At 74.1% G+C, this 24371-nt stretch carries 29 protein-coding genes and 1 pseudogene; 17 read left to right on the top strand and 13 right to left on the bottom strand.

The window, feature by feature from the left end; translation table 11 throughout:
• Positions 1–7: 7 nt before the first annotated feature.
• The 3 genes from HCJ94_RS17835 to HCJ94_RS17825 all read right to left on the bottom strand — a co-directional run bounded on the left by HCJ94_RS17835 (position 8) and on the right by HCJ94_RS17825 (position 2171).
• Complete coding sequence (locus tag HCJ94_RS17835) at positions 8–787, bottom strand: electron transfer flavoprotein subunit beta/FixA family protein (protein WP_168002159.1); 780 nt, start codon at positions 785–787, stop codon at positions 8–10.
• 176 nt (positions 788–963) lie between these two features.
• Positions 964–1377, bottom strand: coding sequence for a hypothetical protein (locus HCJ94_RS17830; RefSeq protein WP_168002158.1), 414 nt, complete (start codon positions 1375–1377; stop codon positions 964–966).
• Positions 1374–2171: a GNAT family N-acetyltransferase gene (locus HCJ94_RS17825; protein WP_168002157.1), complete on the bottom strand. Its 798-nt coding sequence runs from the start codon at positions 2169–2171 to the stop codon at positions 1374–1376. The genes HCJ94_RS17830 and HCJ94_RS17825 overlap by 4 nt, the downstream gene beginning before the upstream one ends.
• A gap of 40 nt (positions 2172–2211) precedes the next feature.
• On the opposite strand from HCJ94_RS17825, the gene HCJ94_RS17820 reads away from it, so the two are divergent.
• The 3 genes from HCJ94_RS17820 to HCJ94_RS17810 are packed head-to-tail and all read left to right on the top strand — an operon-like array spanning position 2212 to position 3364.
• Entirely contained in the window at positions 2212–2607 is a 396-nt protein-coding gene (locus HCJ94_RS17820) for a YidH family protein (RefSeq protein ID WP_168002156.1), read from the top strand.
• Entirely contained in the window at positions 2600–2920 is a 321-nt protein-coding gene (locus tag HCJ94_RS17815) for a DUF202 domain-containing protein (protein WP_168002155.1), read from the top strand. Before HCJ94_RS17820 ends, HCJ94_RS17815 begins: the two co-directional genes overlap by 8 nt.
• A gap of 27 nt (positions 2921–2947) precedes the next feature.
• A complete protein-coding gene (locus tag HCJ94_RS17810) occupies positions 2948–3364 on the top strand; it encodes a PLD nuclease N-terminal domain-containing protein (RefSeq protein WP_168002154.1) in 417 nt (138 codons plus the stop codon).
• A gap of 37 nt (positions 3365–3401) precedes the next feature.
• Here the strand turns inward: HCJ94_RS17810 and HCJ94_RS17805 are convergent, their stop codons facing one another.
• Positions 3402–5024, bottom strand: a complete 1623-nt coding sequence (locus tag HCJ94_RS17805) for an acetolactate synthase (protein WP_168002153.1) — start codon at positions 5022–5024, stop codon at positions 3402–3404.
• Positions 5025–5098: 74 nt separating this feature from the next.
• Complete coding sequence (locus HCJ94_RS17800) at positions 5099–5872, bottom strand: enoyl-CoA hydratase-related protein (protein WP_168002152.1); 774 nt, start codon at positions 5870–5872, stop codon at positions 5099–5101.
• A gap of 99 nt (positions 5873–5971) precedes the next feature.
• Here HCJ94_RS17800 and HCJ94_RS17795 point away from each other — a divergent pair, with 99 nt between their 5' ends.
• From HCJ94_RS17795 to HCJ94_RS17780, 3 genes are all read left to right on the top strand, one after another.
• Positions 5972–6517: a DUF6232 family protein gene (locus HCJ94_RS17795; protein ID WP_168002151.1), complete on the top strand. Its 546-nt coding sequence runs from the start codon at positions 5972–5974 to the stop codon at positions 6515–6517.
• 605 nt (positions 6518–7122) lie between these two features.
• The gene (locus HCJ94_RS17785; protein WP_168002150.1) at positions 7123–7602 is read left to right on the top strand and encodes a DUF6232 family protein; all 480 of its coding nucleotides are present in this window, start codon (positions 7123–7125) and stop codon (positions 7600–7602) included.
• A gap of 70 nt (positions 7603–7672) precedes the next feature.
• Positions 7673–8389, top strand: coding sequence for a hypothetical protein (locus HCJ94_RS17780; protein WP_168002149.1), 717 nt, complete (start codon positions 7673–7675; stop codon positions 8387–8389).
• 36 nt (positions 8390–8425) lie between these two features.
• On the opposite strand, the gene HCJ94_RS17775 is transcribed toward HCJ94_RS17780, so the two are convergent.
• Positions 8426–8773 (bottom strand): rhodanese-like domain-containing protein, encoded by a 348-nt coding sequence (locus HCJ94_RS17775; protein ID WP_168002148.1) that lies wholly within the window; start codon positions 8771–8773, stop codon positions 8426–8428.
• A 71-nt stretch (positions 8774–8844) separates the two neighbouring features.
• On the opposite strand from HCJ94_RS17775, the pseudogene HCJ94_RS17770 reads away from it, so the two are divergent.
• A pseudogene (locus HCJ94_RS17770) lies at positions 8845–9704 on the top strand (helix-turn-helix domain-containing protein).
• Between the two features lie 61 nt (positions 9705–9765).
• Here the strand turns inward: HCJ94_RS17770 and HCJ94_RS17765 are convergent.
• A complete protein-coding gene (locus tag HCJ94_RS17765; RefSeq protein WP_168002147.1) occupies positions 9766–10662 on the bottom strand; it encodes a ribokinase in 897 nt (298 codons plus the stop codon).
• Positions 10663–10692: 30 nt separating this feature from the next.
• Complete coding sequence (locus HCJ94_RS17760) at positions 10693–11535, bottom strand: ABC transporter ATP-binding protein (protein WP_168002146.1); 843 nt, start codon at positions 11533–11535, stop codon at positions 10693–10695.
• Positions 11536–11666: 131 nt separating this feature from the next.
• Here HCJ94_RS17760 and HCJ94_RS17755 point away from each other — a divergent pair, with 131 nt between their 5' ends.
• Entirely contained in the window at positions 11667–12677 is a 1011-nt protein-coding gene (locus HCJ94_RS17755; RefSeq protein WP_168002145.1) for an ABC transporter ATP-binding protein, read from the top strand.
• Positions 12674–13690, top strand: a complete 1017-nt coding sequence (locus tag HCJ94_RS17750; RefSeq protein ID WP_168002144.1) for an ABC transporter permease subunit — start codon at positions 12674–12676, stop codon at positions 13688–13690. The genes HCJ94_RS17755 and HCJ94_RS17750 overlap by 4 nt, the downstream gene beginning before the upstream one ends.
• A gap of 96 nt (positions 13691–13786) precedes the next feature.
• Here HCJ94_RS17750 and HCJ94_RS17745 read toward each other — a convergent pair whose 3' ends face one another.
• A complete protein-coding gene (locus tag HCJ94_RS17745) occupies positions 13787–14962 on the bottom strand; it encodes an ROK family transcriptional regulator (RefSeq protein WP_168002143.1) in 1176 nt (391 codons plus the stop codon).
• A 165-nt stretch (positions 14963–15127) separates the two neighbouring features.
• Here HCJ94_RS17745 and HCJ94_RS17740 point away from each other — a divergent pair, with 165 nt between their 5' ends.
• Both HCJ94_RS17740 and HCJ94_RS17735 read left to right on the top strand, forming a co-directional pair.
• Positions 15128–16579: a glycoside hydrolase family 3 N-terminal domain-containing protein gene (locus HCJ94_RS17740; protein WP_168002142.1), complete on the top strand. Its 1452-nt coding sequence runs from the start codon at positions 15128–15130 to the stop codon at positions 16577–16579.
• Positions 16580–16700: 121 nt separating this feature from the next.
• The gene (locus tag HCJ94_RS17735) at positions 16701–17903 is read left to right on the top strand and encodes a PP2C family protein-serine/threonine phosphatase (protein WP_168002141.1); all 1203 of its coding nucleotides are present in this window, start codon (positions 16701–16703) and stop codon (positions 17901–17903) included.
• A gap of 8 nt (positions 17904–17911) precedes the next feature.
• Here HCJ94_RS17735 and HCJ94_RS17730 read toward each other — a convergent pair whose 3' ends face one another.
• From HCJ94_RS17730 to HCJ94_RS17720, 3 genes are all read right to left on the bottom strand, one after another.
• Positions 17912–18271 carry an STAS domain-containing protein gene (locus tag HCJ94_RS17730; RefSeq protein WP_168002140.1) on the bottom strand — a complete coding sequence of 120 codons (360 nt, stop codon included), beginning with the start codon at positions 18269–18271 and terminating at the stop codon, positions 17912–17914.
• Between the two features lie 325 nt (positions 18272–18596).
• A complete protein-coding gene (locus HCJ94_RS17725) occupies positions 18597–19259 on the bottom strand; it encodes a GNAT family N-acetyltransferase (protein ID WP_168002139.1) in 663 nt (220 codons plus the stop codon).
• Between the two features lie 130 nt (positions 19260–19389).
• The gene (locus HCJ94_RS17720; RefSeq protein ID WP_168002138.1) at positions 19390–19527 is read right to left on the bottom strand and encodes a hypothetical protein; all 138 of its coding nucleotides are present in this window, start codon (positions 19525–19527) and stop codon (positions 19390–19392) included.
• Between the two features lie 91 nt (positions 19528–19618).
• On the opposite strand from HCJ94_RS17720, the gene HCJ94_RS17715 reads away from it, so the two are divergent.
• The 4 genes from HCJ94_RS17715 to HCJ94_RS17700 all read left to right on the top strand — a co-directional run bounded on the left by HCJ94_RS17715 (position 19619) and on the right by HCJ94_RS17700 (position 22195).
• The gene (locus tag HCJ94_RS17715; RefSeq protein WP_168002137.1) at positions 19619–20314 is read left to right on the top strand and encodes a response regulator transcription factor; all 696 of its coding nucleotides are present in this window, start codon (positions 19619–19621) and stop codon (positions 20312–20314) included.
• A complete protein-coding gene (locus HCJ94_RS17710; protein WP_168002136.1) occupies positions 20307–21368 on the top strand; it encodes a sensor histidine kinase in 1062 nt (353 codons plus the stop codon). Before HCJ94_RS17715 ends, HCJ94_RS17710 begins: the two co-directional genes overlap by 8 nt.
• A 30-nt stretch (positions 21369–21398) precedes the next feature.
• Positions 21399–21581 (top strand): hypothetical protein, encoded by a 183-nt coding sequence (locus HCJ94_RS17705; protein ID WP_168002135.1) that lies wholly within the window; start codon positions 21399–21401, stop codon positions 21579–21581.
• 92 nt (positions 21582–21673) lie between these two features.
• Entirely contained in the window at positions 21674–22195 is a 522-nt protein-coding gene (locus HCJ94_RS17700; protein ID WP_168002134.1) for a hypothetical protein, read from the top strand.
• A 6-nt stretch (positions 22196–22201) separates the two neighbouring features.
• On the opposite strand, the gene HCJ94_RS17695 is transcribed toward HCJ94_RS17700, so the two are convergent.
• Positions 22202–22942, bottom strand: a complete 741-nt coding sequence (locus HCJ94_RS17695; RefSeq protein ID WP_168002133.1) for a Clp protease N-terminal domain-containing protein — start codon at positions 22940–22942, stop codon at positions 22202–22204.
• 114 nt (positions 22943–23056) lie between these two features.
• On the opposite strand from HCJ94_RS17695, the gene HCJ94_RS17690 reads away from it, so the two are divergent.
• Positions 23057–23212, top strand: a complete 156-nt coding sequence (locus HCJ94_RS17690; RefSeq protein ID WP_168002132.1) for a hypothetical protein — start codon at positions 23057–23059, stop codon at positions 23210–23212.
• A 48-nt stretch (positions 23213–23260) separates the two neighbouring features.
• Entirely contained in the window at positions 23261–24112 is an 852-nt protein-coding gene (locus tag HCJ94_RS17685; RefSeq protein WP_168002131.1) for a DUF72 domain-containing protein, read from the top strand.
• The last annotated feature ends 259 nt before the right edge of the window (positions 24113–24371 follow it).

The raw sequence follows: 24371 nt of genomic DNA, 5'->3' as shown, positions 1-24371 counted from the left end.
CCTGCTCTCACACGAACTTCTCGGTGGCGAGGAACTCGACCAGCTTCACGCCGCCGTCGCCCTCGTCGGTGACCTTCGCGCCGCCGGAGCGCGGCGGGCGCTTGCTGTGCTCCAGCACGGTGCTGGTCGCGCCGTCGAAGCCCACCTCGGTGGGGGCGACGCCGAGGTCACCCAGGGACAGGGTCTGCACCGGCTTCTTCTTGGCGGCCATGATGCCCTTGAAGGAGGGGTAACGCGGCTCGTTGATGGTGTCCCAGACGGAGACCACGGCCGGGGTGGAGGCGGTGACCACCTCGTAGCCCTCCTCGGTCTGCCGCTCGGCGGTCAGCGTGGAGCCGTCCACGGTGAGCTTGCGCGCGCCGGTCAGCGCGGCGACGCCCAGCCGCTCGGCGATCATGTGCGGCATGACCTGGACGCGGCCGTCGGTCGACTCGGCGCCGCAGAGGACCAGGTCGGCGTTCAGCTGGCCGAGGGCGGCGGCGAGCACCTTGGAGGTGGCGACGGCGCAGGACCCGTGCAGGGCGTCGTCGACGACGTGCACGGCCTTGTCCGGGCCCATGGAGAGCGCCTTGCGGATCGATTCGGTCGCCCGGTCCGGACCCATGGTCAGGATGGTGACCTCGCCGCCGTGCGCCTCCTTGATCTTCAACGCCTCCTCGATGGCGTACTCGTCCATCTCGTTGATGACGTTGTTCGCCGAACCGCGGTCGACGGTGTTGTCGTCAGTGCGCAGGTTGCGGTCCGCGCCCGAATCGGGCACCTGCTTGACGAGTACGACGATGTTCATCGCGCTTCGACGACCCTCCTGTGGTTGTGGCGATCGCTCGCCCGGTCTGGGGCGCAGCCTCCCGCGTGACTTAACGCTCGGTCAACCGCGGGCCGCTGTGCAGTTGCCCACGGCGCAATGTTACCCACAAGTAGGTTGCCCTCTTCCGAGGGCGGGAGTGACTCAGCTCACGCAGCTCAGGCCGGCTGTGCCAGCGCGGCACGGATCCGTTCGATCATCACCGCCTCCTCCGGACTGACGCCGTGGTGCGCCTGGGCCACCCGGTCCGCCGCGGCGAGGACCACCTCGCGGTAGGTCCCGACCTCCGACGGAGCCTTCGTCCGCAGGATCGTCACCGCCCGGGTGAGCGCGGGCAGCACCACCGACTCGATCTCCAGCGCCGAGTCCCTCGGCAGCTTCGGCAGCGGACCGGTGGTCAGCGCCTCCTTGACGATCCCGCTGGCGTCGGCCATGGCGCCCGAGGCGGCGAAGCTCTCCCGCACCAGCGCCAGCATCCCGGGGTCGGCGTTGGACACCAGGAAGACCGCACCGAACGCGCCGGTCTTGAGAGTCAGCCGTTCCTCGGCCGTCAACCGCTGCTCCATGATCACGGAGTGTAGACGTACGGCGTGGTCGTGGTGACGGCGACGAGGCCGAGTCGCTCCAGGATCGGTCGGCTGTCCGCGGAGGCGTCCACCTGGAGCAGCGTGGCGCCGCGCTGGGCGGCGAGCCGGGCCCGGTAGGTGACCACGGCCCGGTAGACCCTCCGGCGGCGCCAGGCCGGCAGGGTCGAGCCGCCCCAGAGGGTCGCGAAGCCGGACCCGTGCGGGTACCGCACCCAGCCGGCACAGACCACCTCGTCGCCGGCCTCGGCCACCACGACGGTGATCGACTGCGGATCGGCGGCGATCTCCTTCTCCAGGCCGGGCCCGAGGTGGCTGCGGTCGGTGCCCCACACCGCCTCCTCCATGGCCACGATCCGGTCCAGGTCCGCACGCGAGGTCACCTCGCGCAGCCGTACGCCCTCGGGAACCACCGGGAGCGCGGCGGCCAGCGGCGCGACCGGCCCGATCATGACGGTCTCCGGCTCCTCCGGCACGAACCCGCCGGCGCGCAGCCGGTCCGGCAGGTCCGCCGGCTCGTCGTGGCCGTGCAGTTTCCACTCGACCGGCTCGCCCCGCTCGCGGAAGATCGCCACCTGCCGGGCGATCAGCTCGTCCAGCTCCGCACCCGTCAGGCCGCCCAGGTCGTGGTACGTGAGGAAGCCGCCGTGGTCGAAGCCCAGCAACCGCAGCAGCGGGCCGTCCCGCTCGACCGACACGCCGGCCGGCAGCGGGTCGGGGACGAGTGCGCGCAGGTCGCGGTCGTACGCCCTCCGGAGCGTGTCCACATCAAGATCCGTCATCAGACCAGGCTACGACCGGGCGGAAGCGGATAATCGGCCCGTGTGGCAGGCGATCAGGCGGTGGTTCGACCCGCAGGAGCTGCGTTCGGTGGGGACGACCCCGGACTACCGCTTCTCGCTGGCCAACGAGCGCACCTTCCTCGCCTGGCTGCGGACCGGCCTGGCGCTGGTCGCGGGCGGCCTGGCGGCGGCACAGTTCCTGCCGCCGCTGCCGCTGGCCCACCTGCGTGAGGTGATCGCCATCGCCCTGCTGCTGCTCGGCGGGGCTGTCGCGGTCCGCGCCATCGACCACTGGGCCCGCACCGAGCGGGCGATCCGGCTCGGCGAGGAGCTGCCCGCCTCCCGCTTCCCGGCCGTCCTGGCGCTCGCCGTGGGCATCGGGGCGCTGCTCCTGGTCGCCGCGGTGCTGGTCCGCGCCATCGGCGGGGATGGCTGACGGGCCGTCCCGGGTCAGCCGGCCTGATCCGGGCCTGCAGCCCGAACGGACCCGGCTCGCCTGGCGGCGCACCGCGCTGGCGATGACGGTCGTCATGGTGTTGACCGTGCGCTTGGCGCTGCCCCTCGGCAGGGCCGGTGTGGCGCTCGGCGCGGTGGCGGTGCTCGGCTGGTCGGCGGCGTTGCTCGTCTGCTGGTGGCGGGTGACCGTCGCCCGGCGCGCCGCCTACAGCCGGGCGCTGCCGCTGGCCGCGCTGGCCACCGCCGGGTACGCCACGCTCGGTGTCGTGGTGCTGATACGCGGGGTGTGGTAGCCGGCACGGGTGCGCCATCATGGAGTCATGGCCCGGCTGTACGTCCTCCTCTTCCTCGCGCAGATCGTCCTCGCCGTCTGCGCACTGATCAGCTGCCTCTCGGCCGAGGAGGGCGACATCCGCGCCCTGCCCCGGGTCGCCTGGGTGCTGATCATCCTGTTCTTTCCGCTGGTCGGCTCGATCGCCTGGTTCGTCGCGGGCCGTGACCGCGGTGCCGCCGCCACCCGGACGGCGTGGCCGGTCGGCAACGGCTTCGCCGAGCGCAAGCGCCGACGGGTCGCCCCGGACGACGACCCCGAATTCCTCCGCTCGATCGAGGAGCGCACCCGCCACCAGGACGAGGAGCTGTTCCGCCGCTGGGAGGACGACCTGCGCCGCCGCGAGGACGACCTGCGCCGCCGCGAGGGCGACCCGCCGCGCGAGGAGAAGAGCCCCGACGCCTGACCGGCCGCCGGCACCGCGTGCCGGCGGCCGGTTCGTCTCAGGCCAGGTTCGACGAGCGGGGGTACGCGTCGGTCGGGTCGGTCAGCACGTTCACCAGGTACGGCACGCCCGCGTCGAACGCCCGCTTCAGGGCCGGCCCCAGGTCGGCGGCCTTCGCCACCGTCTCACCGGCGCCGCCGAGCGCCCCGACCACGGCGTCGTAGCGCAGTTCGGGCTGGAGGTCGGCGGCGACGTCGTAGCCGTACATGGCCCGCATCGGGTGCTTCTCCAGGCCCCAGATGCCGTTGTTGCCGACCACGATCACCACCGGCAGCTTCTGGCGGACCAGGGACTCCACGTCCATCAGCGAGAAGCCGGCCGCGCCGTCGCCCATCAGCACGCAGATCTGCCGGTCGGGGTGGGTGACCCGGGCGCCCATCGCGTAGCCCATGCCGGTGCCGAGGCAGCCGTACGGGCCGGGGTCGAGCCAGGTGCCGGGCTGCGCCGGTTCCAGGTAGCGGCCGGCGTACGAGACGAAGTCACCGCCGTCGCCGATGGTGATGGCGTCGCGGGCGAGCACCTTGCGCAGCTCGCCGTAGACGCGGGCGGGGCGGATCGGGTCGGTCTCGGCGGCCATCTCCTCGGCGTCGCGGGCCTTCGCGGCGTCCTCGGCGGTCCGCAGGCCGGCGATCCAGTCGGCGTGGTCGGCCCGGTCACCGGCGTGACCGGCGAACGCCGAGAGGATCAGCCGCAGGTCGCCGGTGGGAGCGGCGGCCGACTGGACGTGCCCGGCGCGCTGGCTCGGCGCGTCGACGACGTGCACCACCTTCGCGTCGCCGAAGCCGCCGAAGTTGAGCCGGAAGTCGAGCGGGGTGCCGACGACCACGACCACGTCGGCGCTCTTGAGGGCGGCCCGCCGGGCCTTGGCGAAGGCGAGCGGGTGCTCCGGCGGCAGCGCGCCGCGTCCCATGCCGTTGGTGAAGACGGGCACCTGGAGCGCCTCGGCCGCCTCGCGCAGGGCGGTGACGGCGTCACCGGCGTACACGTCCGAACCGGCGATGATGACCGGACGCGCGGCGCCGGCGATCAGGCTTGCCGCCTTCGACACCTCGTCCGGGTCCGGCTCGATCGGGGCGATGCCCGCCGGGGCGGGCAGGTCCGCGTCGGCGACCGAGAAGACCGCCTCGAGCGGGAAGTCCAGGAAGACCGGGCCCCGGTGCGGGGTGAGCGCCGCGGTCAGCGCGGCGCCCACCGCCCGCGGGATGTCGTCGGTGCTGAACACCGTCTCGGCGTGCTTGGTCACCGGGGCGACCAGGGGCAGGTGGTCCATCTCCTGGAGGCTGCCCGAGCCCCAGCGGAACTGCGGGGCCCGCCCGCCGAGCACCAGGACCGGCGACGCGTTGAAGTACGCGCTGGTCAGCCCGGAGATCCCGTTGGTGACACCGGGGCCGGCGGTGAGTACGGCGAGACCGGGCCGCCGCTGAAGCTTCGCCACCGCCTCGGCCGCGAAGACCGCCGACTGCTCGTGCCGCACGTCGTAGATCGGGAAGTCAGCCTTGTGCGCGGCGTCGTAGAGCGGGAAGACGTGCCCGCCGGAGAGGGTGAACATCTCCCGCACCCCGTACGCGCGCAGCGCCGCGAGCGCCAGCTCGCCGCCGTGACCTTCGATCCGCTCCGACATCGCCGCTCCCCTTCGTCCGGATGACCGGTGTCACACGCTACTCAGCGGTAGCCCGAATGTGAACACTCCTCGGGTCAGCGGCCGGTGAAGTCCGGCTTGCGCTTCGCCACGAACGCGGCCATGCCCTCGCGCCGGTCGTCGGTGGCGAACAGCGCCGCGAAGAGCTGGCTCTCCCAGGCGAGGCCGGAGTTGAGGTCCATGTCCAGGCCGCCGTCGACCGCGAGCTTCGCCGCGCGCAGCGCCTGCACCGGCCCGGTCAGGTACGGCTTCACCAGCGCCACCGCCGCGTCGTACACCTCGGCGGCCGGGACGACCCGGTCGGCCAGGCCGATCCGCAGCGCCTCCTGCGCGTCCACCATCCGGCCCGACATGATCAGGTCCTTGGCGCGGGCAGGGCCGACCAGGCGGGCCAGCCGCTGGGTGCCACCGGCACCCGGGATGATGCCGAGCTTGATCTCCGGCTGGCCGAGCTTGGCGTCCTCGGCGACCACCCGCCAGTCGCAGGCGAGGGCCAGCTCGCAGCCGCCGCCGAGCGCGTACCCGGTGATGGCGGCGACCACCGGCTTGGGGATCCGGGCGATCGCACCCAGCGCGCTGGACAGGTCGGCGGCCCGGTCGGCCATGTCCACGTAGGACATGTCGGCCATCTCCTTGATGTCCGCGCCGGCCGCGAAGACCTTCTCCCCGCCGTACACGATGACGGCGCGGACCGCCGGGTCGGCGGTGGCCGCCGTCGCCGCGGCGCGCAACTCCTCCTGCACCTGGGTGTTCAGGGCGTTCATCGGCGGCCGCTCCAGCCGGATGGTGCCGATGCCGTCCTTGGTCTCCAGCCGCACGAACTCGCCCACGCTGAGCCTCACTTCCTCGTCGAAGTCGCGTGCCAACCTTACGGCGCGGGTCGTTCGGGTACGTAGTCTGGTGTCAGGCCCGCCACCGGGAGTTCCGCCATGGTCACGTACTACGACGACAGGTCCGTCCAGGTCACGTCCACCGCCGTCCGGGTGGACGGCCGCACCTTCCCGCTGACCGAGATCAGCGCGGTGTGGCACCACCGCGGCAACCGCTCCTGGCGGGTGCTCGCGGGCCGGGGTGCGATCGGCGCGGCCCTCGCCGGGCCCCTGGTCGCCGCCGGGCTGGGCATCGCGCTCGCCCTCTGGCTGGACCGCTCCGCCACCGTCACGGTCGCCATCGTCGGCGCCTCGGTGCTGGTCGGGCTGGCCGTCGGGCCCGTCGCCGACTTCCTCTTCGAGCATCTGGACCGCTCGTACGCCCGGGGCGCCCGGCAGCTGGAGATCTGGGCCCGCTGGCGCGGCCGCCCGGTCCAGCTGCTGACCACCAGGGACGCACTGCGGTTCGGTCAGATCTACCGGGCGGTGCAGCGGGCCGTCGAGGCCGGCCAGCCGCCCGCGGTTCGCGGCCGGAACGCGATCGGCGCGGGTCAGAACGCGATCGGCGCGTCCGGCAGCATGCCCAGGCCCCGCAGCAGGCCGTAAAGGTCCTGCTCGCCCCAGAACTGGACGATCGGCTCGCCCGCCAGCCGTACATCTCGACGTCGCGGTCGACGACGGCCCGCAGCTCCGCGAGATCCTTGGTGACGAAGGTCCGCAGGTACCGCCGGACCACCTCGACGTTGCGCTCCTGCTCGGTCGCCCCCGGCCCCCTTGCCGGTGTGCGCCCGGAAGCCTGTGTCCCCATTCGACGCACGCTACCCGTAGCTCATCCTGGCCCTTTGGAGCTGACGTCGTTGATGGATCACCCGCGTTGACACTCGGGTGACAGGGTCTCCGCCGCGCGGCATTCGCGCCGAGCGCCGCTGCGAGTTCAGGGCCGGACCGCCGAACGCCCCTGGGGGCCCGGAACGGACGCCGAACCCCGCCGGGAGACCCTGGTAGGGCGGCTAGATATCGGCTGATGTCGTAAACGAGTCAGTTCCAAAGGCGGCGGCCGGCAACCATGGGACCGGCCCGCGTGCGACGAGGGTGAGCCGCCACCGGCACGTCGCGGCGCACCGACGGGGGCAGTCCGACGGACTCGACGAGAGATGCCGACCCGTCCTCTCGGGCACCGGGGGTTCGCCGCGGGATGGTTAGGCTTAGTGATGGCCCTCTATTACCGGGACGACGTGGTGCAGGTGACGTCCGAGTCGATCCGGGTCGGTGGACTGGCCGTGGCGATCGCCGACGTGACGTACGTCTGGCACGCCAAGGGGCGGACGACCCTCGCCGTCCGGGGACGGGTGCTGGGCCGCGGCGTCCTGGTGCTGCTGCTGTCGCTGCCGCCGCTGGTGGCCGTCGTCTGCGCGCTCTCGCTCGCGTGGTCGGTGCCGGACCGGGGCTGGGTGCCGGTGCTCATCACCCTCGTCGCGTGCGTCGTGCTCGCGCTGGCGCTGACGCCCTTCCTGGAGATCCCGCTCGGGTGGCTGGACCGCTCGTACGAGCGGGGCAACCGCGTGCACGAGCTGTGGGTGCAGGCGCACGGCCGCGAGGTGCTGCTGCTGCGCACCCCGGACGCGCTCCGGTTCGGACAGATCTACCGGGCCGTGCAGCGCGCCGTCGAACAGTACGGGGACCACCGCTGACCTCCGGCGGCCGGCGCCACCCGGATCCCTCGACCGGCGGGACGTGCGCGGCCGACGCACACTGGGTGCCATGGCGATTCCCCTCCCCCGGCCCGCGTCGGTCGTCGGCCTCACCCGCTCCGCCTTCGACTCGGCGGTCTCGTTCACGGCGATCCCCGCCCGCGCCTTCGCGGTCCTCGACGGGGTGGAGGCGCTGCTGACGCGGATCAACGGGGTGGTGGACCGGATCGAGACGTCCCTGGACCGCACCGACCGGGTGCTCACCGACGCCGAGGCCGCGGTGGCCGAGGTGGCGGTCATCAGTGCCGCCGCCACCACCGCCATCGAGAACGCCGCCGAGGTGGCCGCCGCCGCGACGGTGGCGGTCGGCGAGGCGGAGAAGGTGTCCCGGACGGCGGGCGCCGTGGTCGGCGCGGCCGACGCGATCGCCGGCCGGGCGGCCGAGACGGTGGGTGTCGCGGCGGAGGCGGCGGCCACGGCGGCCGAACTGCTGACCGCGTACGAGCCGGCGCTGCGCCGGGGCGCCCCGATGGCGAACCACTTCGTGGAGCAGCTCAGCCACGAGGAGGTGACCGCCGCCATCCGCCTCGTCGACGAGCTGCCCAAGCTGCGGCAGCACCTCACCGCCGACGTCCTGCCCATCCTGGCCACCCTCGACCGGGTCGGCCCGGACCTGCACGACCTGCTCGACGTCACCCGCGACCTCAAGCTGGCCGTCGCCGGCATCCCCGGCCTCAACATGCTGCGCCGGCGGGGCGAACGGCTCAGCGACGAGCCGGCCGAGTGACCGGCCTCGCCGCCCGGCGGGCGGCGGCGGCAGGGATCAACAGTCGCAGGTGATCGCGGCGCGCGGCGCGGTCAGCACGTCGACCGGCCGGCGGGTGAGCCCGCCCGGCGTGACGACGGGGAGCCCTTCGCGGACCCAGTACTCGTAGCCGCCGAGCATCTCCTTGACCGCGTACCCGAGCCGGGCGAACTCCAGCGCCGCCCGCGTCGCGCCGTTGCAGCCCGGACCCCAGCAGTAGGTGACGACCCGCGATCCGGCCGGTACGAGCCCGGCGGCACGGGCCGCGACATCGGCGGTCGGCAGGTGCACGGCACCCGGCACGTGCCCCTGGTCCCAGGCGGCGACGGTCGGCGCGGCGGCCGGCATGGCGAAGGTACGTGTCATGCCGTCGATCCTCGGCCGAGCCGCGCGTGCGGACGAGTGGCGCGTACGCCGTTCTCCGCTAACATTCCGCCATGCCGCTCCGGGCCCCCGGCGACCGCAGCGTCGCCGTCCTCGCGTACCCCGGGATGTCGGTCTTCGAGACGGGCATCGTCACCGAGGTGTTCGGGCTGCCCCGACCCGAGTTCGACGTCGACTGGTACGCGCCCCGTCGCCGGAACTGGTCGCCGCGCTGCGCCGGGCACATCGATCCGGCGCCCGCATCATGTCGATCTGCTCCGGGGCGTTCGCCCTCGCCGGCGCCGGTCTGCTCGACGGGCGCCGCGCCACCACCCACTGGCGGTACGCGGACCGGCTGGCCCGCCGGCACCCCCGCGTCACGGTCGACCCGGACGTGCTCTACCTGGACGACGGCGACATCCTCACCAGCGCCGGCAGCGCCGCCGGACTGGACCTGTGCGTACACGTGGTCCGCCGCGACCACGGCGCGGCGGTCGCCAACGCGGTCGCCCGCCGCCTGGTGATCCCGCCGCACCGCGACGGCGGGCAGGCGCAGTTCATCGAGGCGCCGGTGGCGGTCGACCCGGAAGACCACCGGATCGCCGGGAGCATGGCGTGGGCGCTGGCGCACCTCGCCGAGCCGCTCACCGTGGCGCGGCTGGCCGCGCAGGCGCACATGTCGTCCCGCACGTACCTGCGGCACTTCGCGCGGGCCACCGGGACCAGCCCGATCCGGTGGCTGGTGGACCAGCGGATCCGGGCCAGCCTGGCGCTGCTGGAGACGACCGACGCCCCGGTCGAGGAGGTCGCCGGCGCGGTCGGCTTCGACGCCCCGGTCACGTACCGGCACCACTTCGCCCGCGCGATGCGGACGTCGCCGTCGGCGTACCGCCGGGCCTTTCGCACCGGGACGGCGGGCGACCGGCCGGCGTAGCGCAACCCGCCACGGACCGGCCGACCGACGTGGTGCGGCGCGGCCACACGCCGGCCGGCGGTCAGCCCGGCTGGTACAGCTCGTCGATCTCGGCGCGGCGGGGCAGCGCCACGGAGGCGCCGAGCCGCCGGACGCACGCCGCGCCGGCGGCCGCCGCCCAGCGCACCGCGTCCACGATGTCCCGTCCCTCGCCCCACCCCACGGCGAGGGCGGCGGTGAACGCGTCGCCGGCGGCGGTCGAGTCGACGACCTCGACCCGGACCGCCGGCACGTGCACGGCGGTCCCGTCCCGGTCGCCGTACCACGCACCCGACGCGCCCAGGGTGAGCACCGCGCGCGGTGCCAGGTCGAGCAGGGCGTGCGGCTCCTCCCGACCCCGGCCGGTGAGCGCCTGCGCCTCGCTCTCGTTGACGACCAGCAGGTCGGTGGCGGCGAGCAGTTCCGGCGGCACGGGCCGGGCGGGAGCGGCGTTGAGGACCACGCGGGTGCCGGCGGCACGGGCCGCCAGGGCCGCCTCGGTCACCGTCTCGACCGGGATCTCCAGCTGCGCGACCAGGACGTCCGCCTCGCGTACGGCGGTCAGCTCCGGCTCGGTCAGCGCGGTCAGCGTGGCGTTCGCGCCCGGGCTGACCAGGATGGCGTTCTCCCCCTCGGCGTTGACCATGACCAGCGCGACGCCCGAGGTGCCGTACGCCACCCGCAGGTGACTGGTGTCCACCCCGGCGGCGGTGATCCGGGCGCGGAGGGTGACGCCGAACGAGTCGGAGCCGATGGCGCCGAGGAACGCGCAGGACGCGCCGGCCCGGACGGCGGCGACCGCCTGGTTGGCGCCCTTGCCGCCCGGCACCATGAGGAAGTCGGTGCCGAGCAGGGTCTCGCCCGGCCTCGGCAGGGCCGGGGCGGTCGCCACCAGGTCCATGTTGGCGCTGCCCACGACGACGACGCGGGTCTGCGGCACGTGGACACCTCCCCGGTGTCGAGGAGAGGCTCAGGCGGCGCGGGCGGTGTACCGGTCGCCGTGGCGTTCGACCAGCAGCGGCAGGCCGAAGGTCTTGGAGAGGTTGTCCCCGGTCAGCGTGTCGCCGAGCAGCCCCTGCGCCACCACGCCGCCCTCGCGCAGCAGGAGCGCGTGGGTGAAGCCGGGCGGGATCTCCTCCACGTGGTGGGTGACCAGCACCAGCGCCGGGGCGTCCGGGTCGTACGCCAGCTCGGCGAGCCGGCCGACCAGGTCCTCACGGCCGCCCAGGTCGAGCCCGGCGGCGGGTTCGTCGAGGAGCAGCAGCTCCGGGTCGGTCATCAGCGCCCGGGCGATCTGGACCCGCTTGCGCTCGCCCTCGGAGAGAGTGCCGTACGGGCGGTCGGCGAGCGCGCCGACCCCGAGCTGGCCGAGCAGGGCCCGGGCGCGGGCCTCGTCGCCGCGGTCGTAGCTCTCCCGCCACCGGCCGACGACCGACCACGCGGCGGTGACCACCACGTCGGCGACCCGCTCGTCGGCGGGGATCCGCTCGGCGAGGGCGGCGGTGGAGAGCCCGATGCGGGTCCGCAGCTCGGTCACGTCGGTGCGGCCGATCCGCTCGCCGAGCACGTGGGCGGTGCCGGTGGTGGGGTGCAGCCGCCCGGCGGCGAGGTTGAGCAGGGTGGTCTTGCCGGCGCCGTTGGGGCCGAGGACCACCCACCGCTCGTCCAGCTCGACACGCCAGTCGAGGTCGTGCAGGAGGGCCGTGCCGGAGCGGCGTACGGCGACACCGTCGAGGTTGACCACCAGATCCGCGTCCACGGGCGAGGGGGCGGCAGCGGCGCCGGGGGCGCCTGGGATCAGGTCACCAGTCACGAGCCCATCCAACCACGCACCGCCGCGGTGCCCCCCACGGGCGGCGTGCCGGGCCTAGGCTGAGGCGCCGTGTCGTTGATCACCCCCACCGGAGGACCGCCGATGCCCATTCGGAGCCCGGAGCTGCGCGGATGAGCGCGGTCATCGAGATCGAGGGTCTGCGCAAGACGTTCCACAGCCTGCGGCGCGGGCGTCGGGTGGCGGTCGACGGGTTCGACCTGCTCGTGGAGGCCGGCCAGGTGCACGGGTTCCTGGGGCCGAACGGATCGGGGAAGACGACCACGCTGCGCGCCCTGCTCGGGCTGGTACGGGCCGACGACGGCCGCATGCGGGTGCTCGGGGAGCCGGCGCCGGACCGCCTGCCCCGGGTCGCCGGGCGGGTGGGCGCGATCGTGGAGAGCCCGCAGTTCTTCGGCAACTTCACCGGCCACCGGACGCTACGGCTGCTGGCCCGCGCCGGCGGCGTACCGACGTCCCGGATCGACGAGGTGCTGGAGCAGGTGGGCCTGCGCGATCGGGGCCACGAGCGGGTGAAGGGCTACTCGCTGGGCATGAAGCAGCGCCTGGCGGTGGCGTCGGCCCTGCTCAAGAGCCCGGAGCTGCTGATCCTCGACGAACCGGCGAACGGGTTGGACCCGGCCGGCATCCGGGAGATGCGGGACCTGGTGCGGACATTGGCCGACTCGGGCGTGACCGTGCTGCTCTCCAGCCACATCCTGGCCGAGATCCAGCTGATCTGCGACCACGTGACGATCATCTCGCGGGGCCGCCGGGTCGCGGCGGGGCGGGTGGACGAGGTGCTGGCCGGCTTCGACCGCCACGAGGTGCTGGTGCGGGTCGACGAGCCCGACCGGGCGGCGGAGCTGCTGCGCGCGGCCGGGCTCACGGTCACCGAGCACCCCGACCACCTGGTGGTGCACGGGGTGGACGACGGCGCCACCGTCAGCCGGACCCTCGGCGAGCAGGGGGCCTGGGTCCGCGAGCTGACACCGCTCCGGCCGGATCTCGAAAGCGTGTTCCTCGAGCTGACCGGGCCGGCCGGGCACCCGGCGGTGCCCCGGCAGGTGGACGGCTCCCCGGAATCCGGCGCGGACGCCCGCGACGGCGAGATCGACCTGGACCGCAGAGGAGTGGACGCGTGAACCTGGTCCGTGCCGAGTTGGAGCGCCTCGGGGCCCGGCGCTTCGTCCAGCTGATGGTCGTGCTGCTGGTGCTGGCGTTCGGCGTCACCGCGCTGACGAACGTGGCCATCTCCCACCAGCCGAGCCCGAGCGAGATGACGGTCGCCCAGCAGAAGGCCGACAGCGAGCGGCGCGAGATGGATCTGCTCCACGAGCGGTGCCTGGCCCGGCAGCGGGGCGAGTTGCCGGCCGAGCCCTTCGACGGCAGCTACTACCCCGCCGACTGCAGCGAGGTGGATCCCGGCCTGCGTGAGCGGTTGCCGGTGGCCGCCGACCATCTCGTCGGCGTCTTCACCTTCAGCAAGGACACCCGACCCCTCCTGTACTTCCTGATCGCCTTCCTCGTGCTCTTCGGCTTCCTGGTCGGGGCCTCCTACATCGGGGCCGACCTGAACTCGGGCGGGGTGGTGAACCTGCTGCTGTGGCAACCGCGCCGGATCGCCGTGCTCGGCGCGAAGCTCGGCACGCTCATGGCGGCGGTGCTGCTGCTGTCCCTGCTGGCCACGGTGGCGTACCTCGCCACGTTCTGGATGATCGCCCTCGTCGACGGCCACGTCGGTCCGGTGGACGCGGAGTTCTGGTCCGACCTGGGGGCCGTCTGGGCGCGCGGCCTGGTCGTCGTGCTGCTGGCCACCGTGATCGGCTTCGCCATCGCCACGCTGGGCCGGCACACCTCGGCGGCGCTCGGCGCGGTCGCCGCGTACGCGGTGGTCTGGGAACTGGGTGCCCGGCTGGTGCTGGAGATCCTGGAGGTGTCCCGCCCGGACCAGCTGATGCTCTCCAGCTACCTGGGTGCCTGGCTGGCCGGGCGGGCGCAGTTCTGGGACCGGAACGCCTGCACGGATCCCTTCGCCGGGTTCTGCGACGGCACCTACACGCTGACCTGGCCATCGGGCCTCGTGGTCCTGCTGCTGCTCGCCGGCGGCCTCACCGCGGCGGCCTTCGCGGTGTTCCGCCGTCGCGATCTCCTCTGAGGCACGTCGCCCGGCCGGCGAGCTGCGGCAAGAGCTTGCAGCCCGCCAGCCAGGGGTGAAATATTCCTTCACATGGCGGACGGCGGCGACACCCGGTCAGCCGACCGTGGAGCCGAACACCTCGTCCCGAACGGCTTCCAGGGCGGTGTGCAGGGCACCCCGCAGGATCGGCTCCTCGGTCAGCCCGGTCGGCACCACCCTCGGGCGGACCAGTGTGATCGCCGCGACCTCGTGCTGCACCCGCTCGGCGAGCGCCGTCCCGCCGGCCTGGCCGACCTCGCCGGCGAGCACCACCAGTGGCGGGTCCAGCACGACGCAGGTGCTGGCCACGCCCAGCGCGAGCCGGCGGGCCAGCTCGTCGAGCATCGGGCCGCCGGCCGCGCCGTCGGCGATCGCCGCGCGCACCGCACCGGCCGCCGTGTCGCCCGGGTACCCGTGCTCGTCAGCCAGCGCGCGGACCGCGTCGGCGCCGACGAGCTGCTGGAACGCCGGCTTCGCCCGGCGGGAGACGTCGCGCGGGATGGGCGCGCCGGGCACCGGCAGGTAGCCGATCTCACCCGCGGCGCCGGCGCTGCCGTGGTGCAGCCGCCCGCCCAGCATGATCGCCAGACCGACGCCGGCGTCGACCCAGACCAGCACGAAGTCGGGTACGCCCTGCGCCGCGCCGGACTGCGCCTCGGCCATCGCGGCCAGGTTGACGTCGTTCTCGAAGACCACCGGGGTGTGCAGGTCGTCCCGGAGCGCGCCGAGCAGGCCGGCGTGCCAGCGCGGCAGGTTGAACGCGAAGGTGATGTCGCCGGTGGTCGGGTCCACCAGACCGGGGGTGCCCAGCACGATCCGCCGCACGCTCGACAGCTGCGCCTGGGCGCTGCTCGCCACCTGGACGACCGCGTTGTGCACCACGCCCACCGGGTCGTCGGTGTCCCGCGTCGACTGCTCGACCCGGCCGATGACCGCCCCGGTGATGTCCGCGCAGGCGGCGACCACCCGGTCCGCCCCGACGTCGACGCCCACCACGTGTGCGCTGCCCGGCCGGACGGCGTAGAGCTGGGCGTTCGGGCCCCGCCCGCCGGCCTGCTCGCCGACCCGGGTGACCAGCCCGCGCTCCTCCAGGCGCTCGACCAACTGGGACGCGGTGACCTTGGAGAGCCCGGTCAGCTCGCCCAGTCGGGCCCGGGTCAGCGGGCCGCGCTCCAGCAGCAGTTCCAGTGCCGCGCGGTCGTTGAGCGCCCGCAACAGACGGGGGGTGCCGGGGAGCCGGGTCGCACTCATGCCACGTCCTCGAGATTCTGTAAAGTTTGCTAACTGTAAACCGACCTGCGAACGGGTAGCCGTAGCGTATCGGCCACCCGTGACCGGGGTGTTCGCCCGACCCGGTAGCCGGCGACGGCCTCCGGTACGACGTCCGTGCCACCGGGCACCGAAAGGGGAAGATCAGTGGGGCTGGATCCAGGACTCCGCCGGCTCGCGCTGGGCACGCTGCTCGCCGCGTACCCGGGCCCGGTCCCGCCGGACTGGGCCGTCGACCTGGTGGGCGAAGGGCTCGCCGGGCACACCCTGTTCGGCACCAACGTCCACGACCCGGCGCAGGTGGCGGCGAGCACCGCCACGTTGCGCGCCGCCCGGTCGGACGTGCTGATCGCGATCGACGAGGAGGGCGGGGACGTCACCCGGCTCGCCCACGCCACCGGTAGCCCGTACCCGGGCAACGCCGCGCTCGGCGCGATCGGCGACGTGGCGCTGACCCGACGCGTCCACGAGGCGATCGGCGCGGAACTCGCCACCCTCGGCATCACCGTCAACCTCGCCCCGACCGTGGACGTGAACAGCGCCGACGACAACCCGGTGATCGGCACCCGCTCGTTCGGCGCCGACCCGGTGAAGGTCGCGGCGCACGCCGCCGCGGCGGTGGCCGGGCTCCAGGCCGCCGGCGTCGCCGCCTGCGCCAAACACTTCCCTGGGCACGGCGCGACCGTCGCCGACTCCCACTACGAGCTGCCCACCGTCGACGTGCCCGTGGACGTCCTCCGCGAGCGGGACCTGCCGCCGTTCGCCGCGGTCGTCGCCGCCGGGGTGCGCGCGGTGATGACCGCGCACATCCGGGTCCCCGTGCTGACCGGGGACGGCCCGGCCACCTTCAGCCGCGCGGTCCTGGTCGACCTGTTGCGGGGCGAGTACGGCTTCACCGGCACGATCGTGACCGACGCCCTGGAGATGAAGGGCGCGGCCGTCGCCGCCGGCGGCGTCGGCCCCGCCGCCGTCCGGGCCCTCGCCGCCGGGGCGGACCTGCTCTGCATCGGCGCGCAGGTCGACGCCGAGCTGGTGGAACAGGTCGCGGCGGAGATCGTCACCGCGCTGGGCGACGGCCGGCTGGACCGGGCACGCGTCGAGGAGGCGGCCGGCCGCGCCGCCGACCTCGCCGCCTGGACCCGGGCCGCCGGCAGCGTCGAGGCCGCGCCGACCGACCTGGGGTACGCGGCCGCGCGCCGCGCCGTGCGGGTGGAGGGCGTGCTGACCGGGCTGGACCGCCCCCTCGTGGTGCAGCTGCACTCGACCTCCACGATCGCCGAGGGACGGGTGCCGTGGGGCCTCGGCCCGCACCTCGCCGAGGCGGAGGAACTGCGGGTGGTGGCCGCCGAGACCGACCCGGCGACCCTGCGCGGACTCGCCGGCGACCGGCCGATCGTCCTGGTCGGCCGCCACCTGCACCGGTTGCCGGGCGCCGCCGACCTGGTCACCGCGCTGGCCGCGCAGCACCCGGTGGCGGTGGTCGAGATGGGCTGGCCCGCGCAGTGGCGGCCGGTCGGCGTCCGCGCCTTCGTCACCACGTACGGGGCGAGCCACGCCAACGGGCGCGCCGCCGCCGAGGCCCTCGGCCTGGCCGGCTGAGCGCCGCCCGTCCCCGGTCGCCGGGATCCGGCCGGGGACGGGCGCGGGGCCGGGTCCGGGCGGACCCGGCCCCGCACCGCCGCCGCGCATCGGACCGGGCGGGTTTGGGTATGCGGGTCGGATGACCGCGACCGAACCCTGGCTCCGGGCGCTCGCCGACCTCGCCGACCGATCGCACCGGCTGCCGCCCGACGAGCTGCCGGTCGCCGTGAACGCCGTTCTCCGGCCGCTCCGGGTCTCGGTGACCGTCTACCTGGTCGACGCGGAGCAGTGCGACCTGCGCCCCCTGCCCGAGCCCGGCCGCCCGGCAGCCGAGCCCCTGCCGATCGACACCAGCCTCGCCGGGCGGGCCTTCACCCAGGTGGCGGTGCACGCCGGACAGGGTCCGCCGCCCCGGCTCTGGCTGCCGATCGTCAACGGCACCGACCGGCTGGGACTGCTGGTGGCGTTCCCGCCCGAGGACGCCGACCTTGCCGACGAGGCGCTGCGCGACGGCCTCCGCCTGATCGCCGGCCTGATCGGTCACCTGGTGACGAGCAAGATCGGGTACGGCGACGGCCTGCACCGCGCCCGTCGCAGCCAATCGATGGCGGTCTCCGCCGAACTGCTGTGGCAACTCCTCCCGCCGCTCACCTTCAGCACCGCGGACACCACGATCAGCGCCCTGCTGGAACCCTGCTACGAGGTCGGCGGCGACGCCTTCGACTACGCCCTGAACGGTGCGACGGTGTCGCTGGCGCTCCTCGACGGCGTGGGGCACGGCCTGCCGGCGGTGCTCACCACCTCGGTCGCGCTGGCTGCGCTGCGCTCCGCCCGGCGGGCCGGCGCCGACCTGACCGGGCTGGCCCGGGCGGTCGACGTCACCATCGCCGGCCAGTGGACGGACGCCCGCTTCGTGACCGCCGTCCTCGCCGAGTTCGACACGGACACCGGTGTGCTCCGGTACGTCAACGCGGGGCATCCACCGCCGGTCCTGCTGCGCCGGGGGCGGGCCGTGCAGACCCTCACCGAGGGGCGGCGTCTCCCCCTGGGCCTCCGGAACGACCGTACGGACGTGGCGCAGGTCCGCCTGGAGCGCGGTGACCGGCTGCTGCTGCACACCGACGGGGTGACCGAGGCCCGCGACACGGCGGGTGACCTGTTCGGCCTGCCGCGCCTCGCCGACCTCGCCGAGCGGCACATCCGCTCCGGCCTGCCGGGACCGGAGACACTGCGGCGGATCAGCCACGCGGTACGCGACCACCAGGCCGGGCCGACCCGTGACGACGCCACGCTGTTACTCGTGCAGTGGTCCGAGCGGGCCGCGGCCGACACCGAACCCTGACCGCCGGCTCAGGTCAGGCGGCGCCAGGTGGGACCGTCGGCGCGGAGCGGGTCGGCCAGGCCGAGCAGCGGACCCACCGCGGTGATCTGCAGGACGCGGGCCACCACCGGCTGCGGATCGGTCACCCGCAGGACCGCGTCCCGCTCCCGGGCGGCGGTGGCGGCCAGGACGAGCACGCGTACGCCGCTGGAGTCGAGGAAGCGCACCTCGGCCAGGTCGACCACGATCTCACGCAGGCTCGGGCGGGCCAGCGCGTCGGTGAGCGCCGCCTCGAGGGTGCCCACCGTCGAGATGTCGAGTTCGCCGGCGGGACGCAGGGTGACCCGGCCGGGGTCCTCGCCGGACCCGGCACCTGTGGAACGCTCCACCGAGCCCTCACCTCCGCCCGCCATCGTCCGCCCACCGACCATACCGATCGCCGCCGCGTACGGCACCACGGGCACGGCGGGCTGCCGGCAGCGTCCGTCACACACCGCATCACCGCTCCGAATCAGCGCCTGACCGCTCCCGCCCAGGTCAAAGTCTGTTTCTCGACACTCCGACCCGCACGCGCCACCCTTGCCGTCGAAGCGATGGATACGTAGCGTGACCGATACGGTGTCCGGCCCGCCCGCCGGATGCCCACGGGGCCTGGGGGGAAGGGCGCGGACCGGGGATCCGGCCCGGGAACTCCGGTCCGCGCCCTGCCGACGGTCAGCTCGGGTAGACGCCGAACGACCGCCAGCCCCGGTCGGGGAAGCCGGCCGCCTCGGCGACGCGGGCGGAGGCGGCGTTGCGCCGGTTGTGCAGGTACGTCGGCACGGCCCCCTCGTCGAGCACACGGCGGGCCGCCTGGGCGACCAGCCGCCGCGCCAGACCGCGCCCGCGCGCCGCCGGTACGGTCCCCACCGCCAGCTCGTGGCCGTACGCGTCGTGCCGCTTGATGCCCACGCCTGACAGGCACCGTCCCCGCTCGTCCCGCACCACCAGCACCGGCCGGTCGAACAGCCGCAGCCAGGGCGGCAGGCCCGGGGTGGTCGGGGGGACCCACTCCCCGACGTCCGGCAGCGGCGTCGGCGCGAGGCTCCACCGGAACACGTCGTCGTGCACCGCCCACCCGGGGTGGCCGACGGCCGCGGGCAGGCCGGACAGCAGCCGCCGCGTGGAGCCCCGGGTCAGGTCGCGGACGGCGGCGACCCGGTCCGGCGCCACGGACAGCACGGTGCTCGCCCCGGCGGCGACGGCGATCGCCGGGCGGAGCCGGCCGTCCCAGGCGGGCTGCGCGCGGCGGTGGGATCCGACGACGTGCAGGCCGGGGCCGGCGGGCCACTGGCCGAGCCACGTGGCCAGGTGCAGGTGGAGCCGCCGGTCGCGCATCGGCTCCTCACCTCCGGCCCCTGTCGTCCCTCCGGTGATCACCGTACGCCGACGGCCCAGCCCCGCGGTGCCCGTACGGACCGCCGCCCGAGGCAGCCGGACGGGGCTGGACCGGCCGACCCGGTCCGGCTCAGTACCGGCCGTGGGCGACGTGCCCGCCGTGGCCCGTCTCCTCGGCGTGGCCCGGCTGCCCGGCGTGGCCCGTCTCCTCGGCGTGGTGGTCCGCGCCGGCCGCGTGGCCGGTGCCGTTGTTGGGGGTATCTGCCAAGAGACCGCGGTCACTGCGCCGACGCGTAAGCGGCTCGCAAGGATTGCGCCGGCCGCGCGTGGCTAGGCTGTGCGGACACGAGGGAGGTCCGGTGACGCAGCGGGTGCTGGTCGTCGACGACGACCGGACGGTCAGCGACGTGGTCTGCCGCTACCTGGAGCACGCCGGCTACGACGTGACGCACGTGGGCGACGGCGTCTCGGCGCTCGCCGCCGTGGCGACCGAGCCGCCGCATCTCGTGGTGCTCGATCTGATGCTGCCGGGGCTCGACGGCCTGGAGGTCTGCCGGCGGCTGCGCGCACGGCCGGACGGCGTACCCATCATCATGCTCACCGCGCGCGGCGACGAGGCCGACCGGATCCTCGGCCTGCAACTGGGGGCCGACGACTACCTGGGCAAGCCCTTCTCCCCCCGCGAGCTGGTGCTGCGGGTCCGGTCCGTGCTGCGACGGACCGGCGGCGAGCCGGCCACCGCGCCGCCCGACGTGCTGCGCGACGGCGGTCTGGTGGTCGAGACCGGCCCCCGGGTGGCCCGGCTGCACGGCACCGAGCTGACCCTGACCGTGCGGGAGTTCGACCTGCTGGTGCACCTGATGCGGCACCCGGTGCGGGCGTTCCGCCGGGCCGAGCTGCTGGAACGGGTGTGGGGCTGGAGCTTCGGCGACCAGTCCACGGTCACCGTGCACGTCCGGCGACTGCGCGAGAAGGTCGAGGCCGACCCGGCGAACCCCCGGCGGATCGTGACCGTGTGGGGCGTCGGCTACCGCTACGAGCCCGGCGATGCGTGACCTCGCGCTGATCTTCGCGTTCGCGCTCCTTGCGGCACTCGGCGTGGGCGCGGTCGGCGCGCTCGCCCTCCGCCTGCTGCGCGGCCGGTCCGTCACCGTCCACATCGTCGCCCTGCTGGCGGTCACGGTGACGGCGGTGGTGGCCGGCGTCGCGGTGGTCGCCGAGGCGATGTTCCTCTCCGCCCACGACCGGGACGTGGTCCTGATAACCGTGGCCGCGGCGGCGGTGGTGAGCCTGGCGGTGGGCTGGCTGTTCGGGCGACGCCTGGCCGCCGCGGCGGTCTGGGCCGATCAGGCCCGGCAGCGGGAACGGCGGATCGAGCAGGGACGGCGCGATCTCGTCGCCTGGGTCTCGCACGACCTGCGGACCCCCCTCGCCGGGCTGCGGGCGATGGCCGAGGCGCTGGAGGACCGGGTGGTCGACGACCCGGCGACGGTGGGCGAGTACCACCGCCGGATCCGGGTGGAGACCGACCGGATGACGCGCCTGGTGGACGACCTGTTCGAACTCTCCCGCATCAACGCCGGCGCGTTGCGGCTGACGCTGTCGGCCGTGCCGCTGGGTGACGTGGTCTCCGACGCGCTCGCCGGCGCCGCGCCGCTGGCCGCCGCCCGCCGGGTCCGTCTGGAGGCCGCCGACTCGGGCTGGCCGACGGTGCTGGCCAGCGAGCCGGAACTGGCCCGGGTGGTGGGCAACCTGTTGCTCAACGCGGTCCGCTACACGCCGTCGGACGGCACGGTCCGGGTGGACGCCGGGTGCGACACGGACAGCGCCTGGCTCGCCGTGGCGGACACCTGCGGCGGCATTCCGGAGGAGGACCTGCCCCGGGTCTTCGACGTCGCCTTCCGGGGCGAGCCGGCGCGCACCCCGCGCCCGGGCGACGGCGCACCCGCCGGTTCGGGCGGGCTGGGGCTGGCGATCGTGCGCGGGTTGGTTGAGGCGCACGGCGGGCGGGTACAGGTCCGGAACATCACGGAAGGATGTCGATTCGAGGTCCGGTTGCCGCTCGCGGGAACCGGCGGCATCGATCGACCGTCATATCTATTTCCATAGACGTACAACTTTCTTTGGGACGGTAGGGTCATGCCGAATCAGCCGAATGACCGTTACCAACACGACCCCGAGCTGCTCTGGCCGGACAGCGGGGTCGCGGAACGGTTCCCGGCCCAGCCGCCGTACCGGGGCAACCGCACGGCCACGCTCACCTGGGGTCAGCTGAACCGCCTGCCCGCCGGCACCTCCACGCGCAACCTCAACACCCGCTGACCCACCGCGGCGAGCCAGCGCGGGCTTTCGCACACCTGTCGGGTAACGTCTTGTGGTCCTTCGACCGGCCTACGACAGGAGAAGCTCCGCGCATGGGCAAGAAGACGATCCACGTCTCCGACTTCAGCGGCACGGTGCTCCAACCCGACGACGAGGTCGTCCGCGTCGTCGTCCTGGACCACCCTGACCTGGTGGCCGGGCCCGTGCAGCTGGACGCCACCCCGGTCGAGGTGGAGAGCATCGACGACGCCGCCCTGGACGTCGCGGTCGTCGAGATCCACGACCGGCACGGCGGCGGCGAGCCCCGCCGGGTGGTGCTGACGGCCAGCGAGTTCGACGCGATGGCCACCGACGTGCCGATGGCCCAGCTGCTGAAGACCGCCGAGCGGGTCCGCCCACCGAAGACGCGGCGGGCGGCCGAGAAGGTCGACTACGGCACGATCGAGCACGCGGGCAAGCCGCACCGGGGCCGGGTCACCGAGGAGGAGGCCCGACTGGTGCGCGAGCGGCTCGACGAGGTCAACAAGCGCCTCGCCGACGCCGGCCTGCGCCAGATCGACCCGGCCGACCCGGAGCACGCCGCCCGGTACGGCTTCCCCGCCGTACCGGCCTGACCCGCCTCACTCGCTGGCGGCCGCCTGCTGGACCGTCTTGGCGATCGCAGCGACCAGGTCGGCCTCGGCGGCGGCCTTGTCGACGCCCAGGCCGGACAGCACGCCGGTGCCGTCCTCGTGCTCCAGCACCGCGAGCAGGATGTGCTCGGTGCCGATGTAGTTGTGCCCGAGCCGCAGCGCCTCCCGGAACGTCAGCTCCAGCACCTTCTTGCTCTGCGCGTCGTACGGGATCAGCGCCGGCAGCTCCCCACCCGGCGCCGGCGGCAGCGCGGTGGTGGCGGCCTCGCGCACCTGCTCCAGGGACACCCCCTGCGCCACGATGGCCTTCGCGGCGAGTGCCTCCGGCTCGGCCAGCAGCCCCAGCACGACGTGCTCGGGGCGGATCTCGGGGTGCCCGGTCGCCCGCGCCTCGTTCTGGGAGGCCATCACCACGTTGCGGGCCCGCGGTGTGAACCGGTTGAAGCCCTCCTGCGGGTCGATCTGCGTGTCGCCCGACTTCGGCACGAACCGCTTCTGCGCGGCCTGCTTGCTCACTCCCATGCTCCGGCCGATCTCCGTCCAGGAGGCGCCCGAGCGGCGGGCCTGGTCGACGAAGTGCCCGATCAGGTGGTCGGCGAGCTCGCCGAGGTGGTCGGCCACGACGACCGCGCTGGACAGCTGGTCGAGCGCGTCGGTGTGCACCTTCTTGATGCCCAGGATGAGGTCGTCGAGGCGTACGGCGTTGGTCATCTGCACTGGCTCCGTCATGCCGTCAACCTTAGGTTGACGGCGGTAGGTCGTCAACCAAAAGTTGACGATCGCCGTTCCGGATCCGGTCCGCCCGACTTGCGTTCGACCGGGACCGTGACGTAGGAGCTACGCATGTCGAACGAACCGGTCGGGTGCCTGAAGTGCGGCGCCCTGGTGGAGAACGCCGCCCAGCACCGGCGGTGGCACGAGGCGCTCGAACGCGTGGCGCCCGGCGTGGAGGCCGAGGTGCGACGGATCCGGGAGCAGCGGGGCGGCTCCCCCGCCTGACGGGCGGCCGCCGGTCAGGCCGGATCATCTGGGGAAAGGGATGTGGGCATGCGCCTTCACGTGGGATGTGCGATGTGGACGCACAAGTCGTGGCAGGGACGCCTCCTGGCGCATCCGCTGCCGTCCCACGAACGCCTGCGGCACTACGCCGGCTGGTGCACCGCGGTCGAGGGCAACACCACGTTCTACGCGACACCGGCTCGCGACACGGCGGCGTCGTGGGCGCAGCAGACCGACCCCGACTTCCGGTTCGTGCTCAAGCTGCCGAAGGTCGTCACGCACGAACGCCGTCTCGGTGACGTCGACGAGCCGCTCCGGGTCTTCCTCGACGCGATCGAGCCGCTGGGGCCGCGGGCCCACGCCCTCTGGATCCAGTTGCCGGGCTCCTTCACGCCCGCCGACGTCCCCGTGCTCACCCGTTTCCTGCGCCGGCTCCCCGCGTCCCACCGGTACGCCGTCGAGGTCCGCCATCCCGCGTTCTTCGGTGACGATCACGCGACGCGGCTCCTCGAGGAGGCGCTCGCCGCCGTGGCCGCCGAGTGGATCCCCTTCGACACCACCGCCTTCTTCGACAGACCGCCGACCAGCGACGCGGAGCGCGACGCCTGGACGAAGAAGCCCCGCGTGCCGCGCCGGTCGGTCGCGCTCACCGACCGGCCGGTCGTCCGGTACCTCGGCCGCGACGACGACGCGCGGACGATCGAGGGCTGGCAGCACTGGGTGGACGTCGTCGCCCGGTGGCTGCGCGAGGGGCGCTCGCCGACCGTTTTCGTCCACACCCCGGACAACGCCGACGCGCCCGTGCTGGCACGCCGCTTCCATGACGCGGTACGCGCCCGCGTGCCGGACCTCGAACCGCTGCCGGAGCCGATCCCGGTCGAGCCCCTGACCCTCTTCTGACCGCGCCGATGCTCAGATGCTGCCGGTGGCCTCGAGTCCCAGCCACCCGGCGAGGTCCTCGATCTCGGCACAGACGGCGGCGGTCATGGCCTCGGTGAAGCGGACGTCCTCGTGGATCGCGTTGACGACGAGCGTTCCGGCCTTACGGTCCGCGGTCGCGTCGAGTTTCCCGACGTGCCACGACGGCTCGGATCGAGTTGTACTCCGCGATCAGGAGGTTCGTACGGCTGTCGGTGCGCGCCCCCGTCGGGACATACTC

The organism is Micromonospora thermarum (assembly GCF_012034245.1).
GTDB classification, from domain to species: Bacteria; Actinomycetota; Actinomycetes; order Mycobacteriales; family Micromonosporaceae; genus Micromonospora; species Micromonospora thermarum.
The sequence above is the reverse complement of the archived record's forward strand: the minus strand, read 5'-3'. Positions and strand labels throughout refer to the sequence as shown.